The organism is Lachnoanaerobaculum sanguinis (assembly GCF_033242365.1).
Lineage (GTDB): Bacteria > Bacillota > Clostridia > Lachnospirales > Lachnospiraceae > Lachnoanaerobaculum > Lachnoanaerobaculum sanguinis.
In genome coordinates this window covers 1-12,393 of record NZ_BTHK01000003.1, presented here as the reverse complement: position 1 = coordinate 12,393, position 12,393 = coordinate 1, and the positions used below count along the sequence as shown (strand labels likewise).

Here is a 12,393-nt window from a genome sequence, read left to right as displayed (position 1 = left end):
AATATAAAATACTAAATTAGAGAGGAAATAATATGGAGGTTGGAAAAAGCATCAACAGAGTGGATGCGTTTGACAAGGTCACAGGTAGAACAAAATATACTGACGATTTATGTGATGCGGGAGCATATGTGGCAAAAATAGTGCATTCCACAATAGCTCACGGAAAAGTTCTTTCTGTTGACACAAGTGAGGCGGAGAAGATTGAGGGAGTTGTTAAGATTGTCACTTGTTTTGATCTCGGACAGTATAGAAATTACTTCCCTACAGCAGGACATCCATGGTCTACAGACGTAAGCCATCAGGACGTTGCAGACAGATTACTTCTCACTGATGAAGTTAAGTTTTACGGTGATGATGTTGCGGCTGTTATAGCTGAAAATGAGGTGGCTGCAAATCAGGCGCTCAGAGCTATAAAGGTGGAATATGAAGAGTACCCTGTGGTTACAGATGTTTTGGAAGCTATGAAGGACGGTGCACCACAGATTCATAAGGATTACCCTAACAATATTTTAAAGCACACAAGTCTTAGCAGAGGCAATTATGCTGAGGCAATCAAAGAAGAGGGCCTTACGGTAGTTGACAGATGGTATAATACCGAACCTGTACAGCATTGCCATATAGAGAACTTTATCTGCTACGCATATGCAGAAGGCAAAAGAATTACGATAGTAGCTTCTACACAGATTCCTCATATTGCAAGAAGAGTTGTAGGTCAGGCTCTCGGTATTCCTTGGGGAGATGTAAGAGTTATTAAGCCTTATATCGGTGGTGGATTCGGAAATAAGCAGGATATACTGTATGAGCCGCTTTGTGCATTCCTTTCATTACAGGTGGGAGGACATCTTGTAAAGCTTGATTGCAGCAGAGAGGAAACTTTCTTCGCAAACAGAACAAGACATGGTATAAAGTTTCATATAATTTCACATGTAAGAAAAGACGGTACGTATGCCGCAAGAAAGATAGAAGCATTCTCAAATCAGGGTGCATATGCTTCACACGGACATTCTATCGCGGCAAAGGGACTCGGAGCTTTCCCACAGCTTTATCCATGTGATAATGTTGAAGGTGATGCATATACGGTATTTACAAACAGACCTGTAGCGGGAGCTATGAGAGGATACGGAATTCCACAGGCTATGTTTGCGGTAGAGTCTCATACGGAAGATGTAGCGAAGATAATGGGTATTCCACCTATCGACTTCAGACTTAAGAATCTTATGCCGCAGGGATATAAGGACGCTTTTTCAAAGAATGAAAACTACTATGATACATTCAGACAATGTATCGAAAAAGGTAAAGCTTATATGGACTATGATAACAGAGTCAAAGAGCTTTCAAAACAGACAGGCAGAGTAAGAACAGGTATAGGAATGGCTGCATTCTGGTATAATACTGCGGTTTGGCCTATATCACTTGAGTCGTCATCATCAAGAATGGTACTCAATCAGGACGGTTCTGTAACATTACAGCTTGGTGAGACTGAGATAGGACAGGGAGCTGATACGGCATTCTCACAGATGGCTGCAGAAGTTCTTGGAATCAGCACGGATGAAGTGCATGTTGTTTCAAACCAGGATACAGATATTACACCTTTCGGTACAGGTTCATATGCTTCAAGACAGACCTATGTAGGTGGTTTCTCTATTGCAAAGACAGCAGGACTTTTGAAGCAGAAGATTCTTGACTATGCTTATATTTTGACAAATATGCCACCGGCAATTACAGATATAAAGAATTCTATGATAATAAGAACTACAGATAACAGAGAGCTTATTTCATTAAGAGAGCTGGCTACAGAAGCACTTTATTCTCTAAGTGACAGCAGACATATTACAGCGGAGTCTACAGCACAGATTAAGTCAAATGCATATTCATTCGGATGCTGTTTTGCAGAGGTTGAAGTTGATATAGATATGTGTAAAGCAAAGCTCACAAAGATAATAAATGTACATGACTGCGGTAAGCTTATAAACCCTGCACTTGCTAAGGCACAGGTTGAGGGCGGTATGAGTATGGGTATAGGATATGCACTTTCGGAGGTACAGCTTGTAGATAAGAAGACAGGAAAAGTCTTAAATGATAACCTGCTTGATTATAAGCTTTCTACATGTATGGATCATCCACATCTTGAGACGGCGTTCATTGAAAATCCTGAGCCTACATCACCATTCGGTACAAAATCATTGGGTGAGCCACCGGTTTGTCCTGTGGCACCGGCTATAAGAAATGCTATTATGAATGCTACAGGTGTAGGTGTTAATGAATTACCTTTACGTCCGGAAAAACTGTATGAATATTTTGACAAAGCAGGTTTACTTAAGTAGGAGGAAGAAATGTACGATATAAAAGCTTTATATGAGGCGACAAGCGTAGATGATGCTTGCAGACTTTTAAAAGAACATCCGGGCTCACAGGTTATTGCCGGAGGAAGTGATGTTTTGGTACAGATAAGAGAAGGAAAGAGAGCGGGTAAGGAGCTTGTAAGTATCTATATGCTTGATGAGCTTAGAGGTATCTGCCTTGATGCCGATGAAAATATAAGAATAGGATCTTTAACAAGCTTCTCACATATTACAAAGAATCCTATTATACAAAAATACATAAATGTACTTGGTGAAGCCGTGGATCAGATAGGTGGACCGCAGATCAGAAATATAGGAACTATCGGTGGAAATACATGTAACGGTGTTACATCGGCAGACTCCGCTTCCACACTTTTTGCATGGGATGCACAGGTTGAGATAGCCGGAGAGGGCTACAGAAGATTAGTACCTATAAATGAATTTTATATAAAGGCCGGAACAGTGGATTTAAAAGAGGGAGAGATACAGACAGCTATTATTATCCCAAAGAAGGCATATGAAGGTTATAAAGGTCATTATATAAAGTATGCAATGAGAGAGGCAATGGATATTGCTACTACCGGTTGTTCGGTAAATGTAAAGCTCTCAGAAGATAAAAAGAGCTTTGAGGATGTAAGAATAGCTTACGGTGTAGCAGGTCCTATTCCTATGAGAGTTCCTTCAGCGGAAAAATTTATCAGAGGAAAAGAAGTTAATGAGGAGAATATAGAGGCTTTTGCAGAAAAAGTTTTGGAAGATATCAATCCTCGTGATTCATGGAGAGCAAGTAAAGCTTTCAGATGTCATATCGGTGTTGTTATGGCAAGAAAAGCTTGTGAAAAGGCTGTAAAGCAGGCAGGAGGTAAGGTCGATGACAGGACAGAGTTATAAATTAGTCAGTTGTACCATCAACGGCAAGAAATGTGAAAAAATGGTAGATGTAAGAAGCTCACTTACAGACATGCTTAGAAATGACTATAGACTTACTTCCGTAAAAAAAGGCTGTGAGGTAGGAGAGTGCGGAGCATGTAATGTTCTTATAAACGGTGAAACATTTAACTCATGTATTTACCTGGCAGTATGGGCCGAGGGCAAGGATATCCTTACACTTGAAGGTCTTATGGGACCAAACGGTGAGATATCGGATTTGCAGCAGGCATTTATAGATGAGACTGCTATCCAGTGCGGTTTCTGTACACCGGGATTTGTAATGTCGGCTACAGAGATTCTTAACAGCGGAAAACTCTATTCAAAAGAAGAGCTTAGAAAGTTGCTCTCAGGACATCTTTGCAGATGTACAGGATATGAGAATATACTTGTAGCGGTTGAAAAAACAATGAAGAAGAGACTTGGCGTTGACTGATCGATAGGAGCTTGGCTTTTGGAGGGAGTATGAACAAAGATAGTTTAAAGCGACTGATTGATGTGGCAAATGGGAATAAAAAAGCTGATCTTGTATTAAAAAACGGCTCTATAGTGGATGTATGCAGCGGAAAAATATTTAAAGCGGACCTTGCTATAGCTGAAGGATATATTGCAGGATTTGGAGAGTATGATGGTGAAATAGAGGTGAATATAGAAGGGAAATATATTTCACCGGGACTGATGGATGCACATATTCATATAGAATCATCATACTGTACTCCTGAAGAATTCGGCAGGATGGTGGTACCTCACGGTACTACCACTGTCATTGCGGATCCTCATGAGATAGTGAATGTATGCGGAATAAAGGGCTTTCACTATATGCAGCAGGCCGCAAAAAACACCTGCCTTTCAGTTAAATATATGATGCCGTCCTGTGTTCCCGCAACAAAGATGGAGGATGCGGGATGTGTGATATTGGCTGAAGATATGGCAGACGATATAGTATCAAAAGATGTTCCTGGACTCGGTGAGTTTATGGACTACAATGCCGTTATTGAAAATGACGACATTGCCCTTGATAAACTTATTTTAGCAAAGAATCACGGGAAAATTGTAGACGGACACAGCCCGAATCTGTTCGGTAAAGCATTAAATGCATATGCCTGCGCCGGAATTGATACAGATCATGAGTGTTCCACACTTGAAGAGATGGAAGACAGACTGAGCAGAGGCATTTATGTACAGTTAAGACAGGGCTCGGCCTGTCACAATCTTGAGGCACTTATACCGGGAATAAACGAGTTTAATTTCAGGAGATGTTTATTATGTTCGGATGACAGACAACCGAAGACTATTTTTGAGGACGGACATCTTGAATACCATCTGAAAACATTGGTAAATGCAGGAATCTCACCCGTTATGGCAATAGCAATGGCTACTGTAAACGTAAGTGATTGCTATGGGCTGAAGGATAGAGGAATGATAGTTCCCGGAAAGAGAGCTGATCTTGTTATATTTGATGATTTGAAAGATTTCAAAGTATCGTCGGTATATATTCTTGGTGAAAAGGTGGCAGAGGACGGAGAATATCTGAAAGAATTAAAGAAGCATGATATTACGGATGTATCAAACACAGTACATCTGGATAACTTCAAAAAAGAAATGCTACAAATGTGGCTGAAATCAGATGAGGTTTATGCAATTGAAATGATTGCGGGAGGAGTGCTTTCAAAGAAAACAAGGATAAAGATAAAAAGAGATGAAAACGGTCTTTTTGTCTTTGATAAGAACACAGATGCCTGCAAATGTGCGGTCATAGAGAGGCATCACAATACAGGTAAGATCGGACTGGGAATAATAAAAGGTTATGGCATACAAAGCGGTGCCATAGCGGCATCCGTAGCACATGATTCACATAATATTATCTGCGTAGGCGTAAATGATGATGAAATGTATCTTGCTATAGAAAATGTAAAACAAAACGGTGGAGGTTTTGCACTGGTAAAGGATGGAAAGGTGATTGAAAGCCTGTCTTTACCTGTAGCCGGACTTATGAGTGATTTAAGCGGTGAAGAGGTTTCAAAGAAACTTTTAAGTCTTCACAAAAAGGCTGTAGTTGAATTAGGGGTTAACGAAAGTCTTGAACCTGTTATGTCACTCACATTTATGTCACTTATGGTTATTCCCGAGTTGAAACTCACTGCCAGGGGGGTGTTTGATATTTTTGAAAATAAGTTCATAGACATTGAGGCAAATTAGATTTTTAAAATATATTGAATGGCAGTGATATATAGACTTAAATATCTTTAATTAAATTTGACTTACAAGAAAACTAAAAACTCCGGGCCGAGTATCACCGGAGTATAATAAAAAAAAGGAGACTATATATGGAAAAGTTTTTTAAACTGAAAGAAAACGGAACCGATGTAAAAACCGAGATTATTGCCGGTATTACAACATTTATGACAATGGCATATATTTTAGCAGTTAATCCGGATATCTTAAGTTATGCAGATATGGACAGAGGTGCCGTGTTTACCGCAACTGCAATAGCTTCATTTTTAGGTACTGCACTTATGGCATTGTTTGCAAACTATCCTTTTGCACTTGCACCGGGTATGGGACTTAATGCATATTTTACTTATAGTGTAGTTTTAGGTAAGGGATATAGCTGGCAGACAGCTCTTACAGCGGTATTTGTAGAAGGTATTATATTTATAGCACTCTCAGTTACAAATGTGCGTGAGGCTATCTTTAATGCGGTTCCAAGAAACTTAAAATCAGCTGTAAGTGTGGGTATCGGACTTTTTATCGCATTTATCGGACTTCAAAATGCTAAGATCGTTATAGGCGCTGGTAAAACACTTGTACAATTATTCTCACTTGGAGGATACAACAAGGTACATGGCGTTGAAGGTGTAATTGCTACAGGAAATGATGCAGGTATTACAGTTGTTATTGCTATAATCGGTGTGCTTATTACAGCATTCCTGGTTGTAAAAGAAGTAAAGGGAAATATCTTACTCGGTATATTGGCAACATGGGTTCTAGGTATAATCGCTCAGATTACAGGTTTGTATGTTCCAAACCCTGCACTGGGTTTTTACAGTGTATTACCTGATTTTTCAAACGGACTCAGTATACCGAGTATAGGACCGGTTTTATTCAAGCTTGAGTTCCACAAGATTGCAACATTGGAGTTTGTTGTAGTTATGTTCGCATTCTTATTTGTAGATATGTTTGATACTATCGGTACATTGATAGGTGTATCTACAAAGGCCGGAATGCTTGATAAAGACGGTAAGCTTCCAAATATCAGGGGTGCATTACTTGCGGATGCCGTAGCTACCACAGCAGGTGCAATGCTTGGTACAACAACAGTTACAACATTCGTTGAGTCCGCTTCAGGCGTTTCAGAAGGTGGAAGAACAGGTCTTACAGCAATGACAACAGCAGTTCTTTTTGCGGCTTCATTGTTATTATCACCTATATTCCTTGCAATACCTTCTTTTGCAACTGCACCGGCACTTATAGTTGTAGGATTTTATATGTTCTCAAATGTTGTACATATTGATTTCTCAGATATGACAGAGGCTATCCCTTGCTATATCTGTATAGTTGCAATGCCTCTCTTCTACAGTATTTCAGAGGGTATTTCAATGGGAATTATATCATATGTAATTATCAATGCCTTAACAGGAAGAACTAAGAAGGTTACACCGCTTATGTATATACTTTCATTATTGTTTATATTAAAGTATATATTACTCTAGGTTTTACCGATATTTTCACTGCCTTGAATAGTTTTTAATAAATGAAGAGATATGGGGAGACTCGTATCTCTTTTTTTGCAAAAAGTTGAAGTTTAATTTTTCAACATCTGAAAGTGTGGGATAAATATGTATATTAGTACTTTGTGCACAAATAAATACAATTTAAAATGTTTACTTTTAATAACAGCTTGGCAAGTGCAGGAAAGTAGAAACAGAATACGACAGGAGTATTGAAATTTATTTTCAGAAATGGTAAGATACTTTCAGATGGAGGTAGTAAAAATGAATGACAGAATCAAAAACCTAAAAGGGAAACTGATCGTTTCATGCCAGGCGCTGGAAAATGAACCGTTACATTCAGACTTCATTATGGGGAGAATGGCTCTCGCGGCAAAGATGGGCGGAGCTTGCGGCATCAGAGCAAACACTATTGTAGACATTAAGGAGATACAAAAACAGGTGGATTTGCCGATAATCGGAATTATTAAAAAAGATTATGATGACAGTGAGATTTATATCACACCTACAATGGACGAGGTAGATGCTTTGGTAGAAGCGGGGGTTGATATAATAGCACTGGATGCGACAAACAGACTCAGACCGAATAAGAAAAGCTTAAAGGAGTTCTTTGGAGAAGTTAGAGCAAAGTATCCTGATAAGCTGTTTATGGCGGATTGTTCTACAGAAGAGGAAGCAATCTTTGCGGATGAATTAGGTTTTGACTTCATCGGTACTACTATGGTCGGATATACAAAGGAGAGTGAAGGGCTAAGGATTGAGGAGAACGATTTTGAGATATTGAGAAATATCCTCGCTAAAGTAAAGCATAAAGTGATAGCTGAGGGTAATATCAATACACCTGAGAAATGTAGGAGAGTAATAGAACTTGGAGCGTTCAGTGTGGTTGTAGGTTCAATTATTACCAGACCGCAACTTATAACAAAAGAATTTTCAAAGGCGCTTGAACAGGTTGTGTAAAGGAATAATCTTGAGTGTAAGACTCATTAAGGAGGAAATATGAAGAAATTATTGTTAACAGGTTTGACACTTACAGCGGCGGGTATGCTCGCGGCATGTGGAGGAGGAAAAGCGGCAGATCAAACAAGTGCAGCAGCAGATTCAAAGGCGGATACAAAGCAGGAGGGAGCAAGTGAAGCGGCAGGAGATGCTGCTGAGGTATCACTTTGGACATATCCTGTAGGAAAGTGGGGAGACTCTGCAACAGTTGACGGAATTATCAAAAAGTTCAATGAGAAGTATCCAAACATTAAGGTAACTGTAGAGTATCTTGACTATCAAAACGGTGATGACCAGATCAACACAGCTATAGAAGGAAAGCAGGCACCGGATATCGTACTTGAAGGACCTGAGAGACTTGTAGCAAACTGGGGTGCAAAGGGACTCATGGTTGATTTAAAGGATATGTTTGAGAAGGATGCGGCATCAGATATCTATGATCCTGTAAAGGCTGCATGTAAGAGTCCTACAGGTGAGTTTTATGAGTATCCTGCATTCATGGTTGCACATTGTATGGCTGTAAACAAGACAATGTTTGAAAAGGCTGATGCATTACAGTATCTTGATTTGGATACACATACATGGACAACAGACAACTTCCTTAAGGCTGTTCAGGCGGTATATGATTCAGGACAGCAAAATGTAGGTGCTATCTACTGTGTTTCACAGGGTGGAGATCAGGGAACAAGAGCTTTGGTAAACAATCTTTACTCAGGTACATTTACAGATAAGGATCATACAAAGTATACAGTTGATTCTGAAGAGAACAAGAAAGCTTTACAGGCAATTGTCGATCAGGCAGGTTTAAACTTCGATCCGTCTATAGCAGGTGGTGATGAGATTACACTTTTCAGAAACGGTACTTTGGCAATGTCACTTTGCTGGAATGCATCACAGCAGACAAATTCAGATAACGGTCCTGCAGGAAAGACAAATGCAGGTGATGAGATTATACCTATGTTATTCCCAAGTGATGACGGCGTTACAGAGCTTTGCGGCGGTATCTGGGGATATGGAATCTTTGACAACGGAGATGCAGGTAAGATTGAAGCTGCAAAGACATTTATCGACTTCGTATGTAATGATGAGGCACAGGTTAAGGAAAGCGTTAAGGCTTCAGGATTCTTCCCTGTAAGACCTTCTGTAACAGGTGTATATGAGGGAACAGAGACAGCTGATGCAATGAAGCTTTTCGAAGAGAAGTTCATGCCTTCAATGGGTGACTACTATCAGGTAACAAAGGGATGGACTACAGCTCGTACAGAGTGGTGGAACATGCTTCAGAGAATAGGTGCAGGCGGCGATGTGGCAACAGAGGTCGCAACATTTACAACTAACGCAAACGCGGCAGCAGCTCAATAATAACAGTAGTAAAATACTGATCTTTAAAAAATAGTTAGGTGATCTAACATGTTATAAAATGTTGCTAAGGATTTTCTTTAGCAACATTTTTTAGAAAGGGGAAACATGGCAAAGGGTGTTTATACAACCAGGTCAAAGGAATTGGTAAGAAGAGAAACCGCTTCAGCTTATATGTTTTTATTACCAAGCCTTGTATTCTTTATCGGTTTTGTAATAATACCGATGATTATATGTATATATACCAGCTTCTTTGATTCTACAATGGGCAAGGATGCTAAGGATGTATTTATCGGATTTGGAAATTATATAGAACTGTTTCAAGACGGAATTTTTCTAAAGGCACTTAAAAATACCTTTGTTATTGTTATCGTTTCAGTTCCTGTGGTTTGTATATTTTCATTGTGGGTTTCATCTGTAATATACAATCTAAATGATAAAGTGCTTTCAGTTTTCAGATGTATCTTTTATCTCCCTGTAGTTACCGGTTCTGTAGCCGTTACAGTGGTTTGGAAGTGGATGTACAATAATTATTACGGTATCTTCAATTATATCGGAAAAGGTACAGGCGTTTTAAAAACAAATATCAACTGGCTTGGAGACGAGAGATTTGCTCTGGCATGTATCATACTTATCCTGCTTACCACATCTGTAGGTCAGCCTATAGTATTATATGTATCCGCACTTGGAAATGTGGATAATTCATTGGTTGAGGCCGCACAGGTGGACGGAGCAAATGAGTTGCAATTATTCTGGAAAATCAAATGGCCGCAGATTATGCCTACAACATTGTATATTCTTGTTATAACAACTATTAACAGTTTCCAGTGTTTCGCTCTTATACAGCTTTTAACATCAGGCGGACCGAATCATTCAACAGATACTGTAATGTATTATATCTATTATATGGCATTTAAGATGTTCAGATACGGATACGGAAATGCAATGGGCGTGGTACTTGCAATATTTATAGCGGTATTGTCTGCAATTCAGTTTAGAGTGGCAAAGGAGAGATAATATGAAAACTTCAAATACACTAAAAAAACTGTATACTGTTGTATCGATAATTGTACTGATAGCTTTGGCGTTTTGCTTTGTTTTTCCACTGTATTGGATAGTTACAGGTGCATTTAAAACACCTGTTTCAATAAATTCACCGGTACCTGATTGGATACCTAAGGAGCTTGTACTTGATAACTTTAAAAAGCTGTTCTCAAGACAGACGGCACCTATATTTGAATTGGGATTCATAAAGGGGCCTATGGCGCCTGCAGCAGTAAGATGGATGATAAATACGGTATTTATGGCGGTTATGGCCATGGTACTTACATGCCTTACAGCATCTATGGCGGGATATGCACTTGCAAAAAAGAGATTTCACGGAAGAATTATACTTTTTACACTTATAGTATGTGCCATGGCATTGCCTAAGCAGGTTATTCTTATACCTCTTATCAGAGAGATGTCCGCACTTAAGCTTTATAACACTATATGGGCGGTTATACTTCCTACCGTAGGATGGCCTTTCGGTGTATTCCTTATGAAGCAGTTCTCCGAGGGTATACCTACAGAAATGCTTGAAGCTGCAAGAATTGACGGTGCAAGTGAATTTAAAACATTTACTGATATAGTTTTCCAGATGGTAAAGCCGGGAGTGGGTGCTTTGGCAATATTCACATTTATTAACAGCTGGAATGATTATTTCATGCAACTTATTATGCTAAGTTCTACTTCTAATTTGACAATTTCTCTCGGAATTGCTAAACTACAAGCAGAAAACTCGACAGATTTCGGACTTATAATGGCGGGAGCTACACTGGCCGCAGCACCTATACTGATAGTGTTTATTGCACTTCAAAAATACTTTACAAAAGGTATTACTCTGGGTGCTGTAAAGGGTTAGTAAGTAGCGGAAAGAGGGGAAAATGATATACGAAAAATCAGTGATTCCGATAATAGAATCAAAATATACGCTTTTTACAAATACTGAAAAAAAGATAGCGGATTATTTTTTACAATGTGATGCAAATATGGATATAAATATCCAGAATGTGGCCGAACAGCTCTATGTATCACAGGCGTCTATTTCAAGATTTGCAAAAAAGTGCGGCTTTGTAGGTTTCAGAGAATTTATATTTGCCTACCTGGACAGTGCAAGAGTGAAAAAGCCGAACGGTAACAGCACTACACAAAATGTATTTAATACATATCAGGATCTTTTGAATAAGGCATATTCACTGCTTGATAACGATCAGGTACAAAGAATAGTTAAGATGCTTGTAAATTCAAAGAAGGTCATAGCTGTAGGCAAGGGAAGTTCAGGATATGCGGCAAGTGAAATGGAGAGCCGTTTTGTGAGAGTGGGACTTGATATAGACTCTCTTACGGATTCAGACAGAATAAGAATGCAGTCGGTATTTTTAAAAGACGGAGATACAGTGGTCGCATTCAGTATAAGCGGTAAGACTGAGGATATTATTTTCCTTTTAAAGCATGCACATGACAGAGGCAAGAAGACCGTATTTTTCACAGCGGCGGACAACCCTCATTTACATGAATTCTGTGATGAGGTTGTATTGGTGGCTTCACTTGAATATTTGGAGAACGGAAATCTTATTTCTCCACAGTTTCCGATGTTACTTGTACTTGACCTTATATACAGTGAGTACATAAATATCGATCCTGTTTTTAAGAGTGCAATCTTGGAGGATACCGTTACTACTTTAAATAAGAAAGAAGATGACAGAAGATTTTATCTGTCAAGACCGACCAGATAATTATTATATGAAAATTCGGTAAAGAGCTTGTATTATACTCGACAAAGTAATTTACAGGCTCTTTTGATATTATTTTCAATTTTACTGTATAAATATCCGCTTGAAAAAAAATATTAAAAGCATTATACCTGACTTCCGTCGTTTCTCTCAAAACCTAGTACTCTAGGTATCCAAGAGCATGCAGTTTTGAAAGAAATTGTCGACTTCAGCTTTGGTTAAATAGAGGGCATCAAGGTTACTAAAACCAACCAGTTTTTT

10 protein-coding genes are annotated in these 12,393 nt (G+C 39.0%); all 10 read left to right on the top strand.

Translation table 11 applies throughout. The annotated features are described in order from the left end of the window. Window positions 1–32: 32 nt before the first annotated feature. The 10 genes from xdhA to SBH76_RS02325 all read left to right on the top strand — a co-directional run bounded on the left by xdhA (window position 33) and on the right by SBH76_RS02325 (window position 12,135). A complete protein-coding gene (gene xdhA, locus SBH76_RS02370; protein WP_317976654.1) occupies window positions 33–2,324 on the top strand; it encodes a xanthine dehydrogenase subunit XdhA in 2,292 nt (763 codons plus the stop codon). A 9-nt stretch (window positions 2,325–2,333) separates the two neighbouring features. Further along, window positions 2,334–3,233 (top strand): xanthine dehydrogenase subunit XdhB, encoded by a 900-nt coding sequence (gene xdhB, locus SBH76_RS02365; RefSeq protein ID WP_317976653.1) that lies wholly within the window; start codon window positions 2,334–2,336, stop codon window positions 3,231–3,233. After that, window positions 3,214–3,705 (top strand): xanthine dehydrogenase subunit XdhC, encoded by a 492-nt coding sequence (gene xdhC / locus SBH76_RS02360; protein ID WP_317976652.1) that lies wholly within the window; start codon window positions 3,214–3,216, stop codon window positions 3,703–3,705. Before xdhB ends, xdhC begins: the two co-directional genes overlap by 20 nt. A gap of 29 nt (window positions 3,706–3,734) precedes the next feature. Beyond that, a complete protein-coding gene (gene ade / locus SBH76_RS02355) occupies window positions 3,735–5,468 on the top strand; it encodes an adenine deaminase (RefSeq protein WP_317976651.1) in 1,734 nt (577 codons plus the stop codon). Window positions 5,469–5,596: 128 nt separating this feature from the next. Next, a complete protein-coding gene (locus tag SBH76_RS02350; RefSeq protein ID WP_317976650.1) occupies window positions 5,597–6,982 on the top strand; it encodes an NCS2 family permease in 1,386 nt (461 codons plus the stop codon). Window positions 6,983–7,264: 282 nt separating this feature from the next. Beyond that, entirely contained in the window at window positions 7,265–7,960 is a 696-nt protein-coding gene (locus SBH76_RS02345; RefSeq protein ID WP_317976649.1) for an N-acetylmannosamine-6-phosphate 2-epimerase, read from the top strand. A 39-nt stretch (window positions 7,961–7,999) separates the two neighbouring features. Next, window positions 8,000–9,361, top strand: coding sequence for an extracellular solute-binding protein (locus SBH76_RS02340; protein WP_317976648.1), 1,362 nt, complete (start codon window positions 8,000–8,002; stop codon window positions 9,359–9,361). A gap of 105 nt (window positions 9,362–9,466) precedes the next feature. Continuing rightward, window positions 9,467–10,375, top strand: a complete 909-nt coding sequence (locus SBH76_RS02335; protein ID WP_007593412.1) for a carbohydrate ABC transporter permease — start codon at window positions 9,467–9,469, stop codon at window positions 10,373–10,375. Between the two features lies 1 nt (window position 10,376). Then, the gene (locus SBH76_RS02330) at window positions 10,377–11,261 is read left to right on the top strand and encodes a carbohydrate ABC transporter permease (RefSeq protein WP_007593410.1); all 885 of its coding nucleotides are present in this window, start codon (window positions 10,377–10,379) and stop codon (window positions 11,259–11,261) included. 22 nt (window positions 11,262–11,283) lie between these two features. After that, entirely contained in the window at window positions 11,284–12,135 is an 852-nt protein-coding gene (locus SBH76_RS02325; RefSeq protein WP_007593408.1) for a MurR/RpiR family transcriptional regulator, read from the top strand. The last annotated feature ends 258 nt before the right edge of the window (window positions 12,136–12,393 follow it).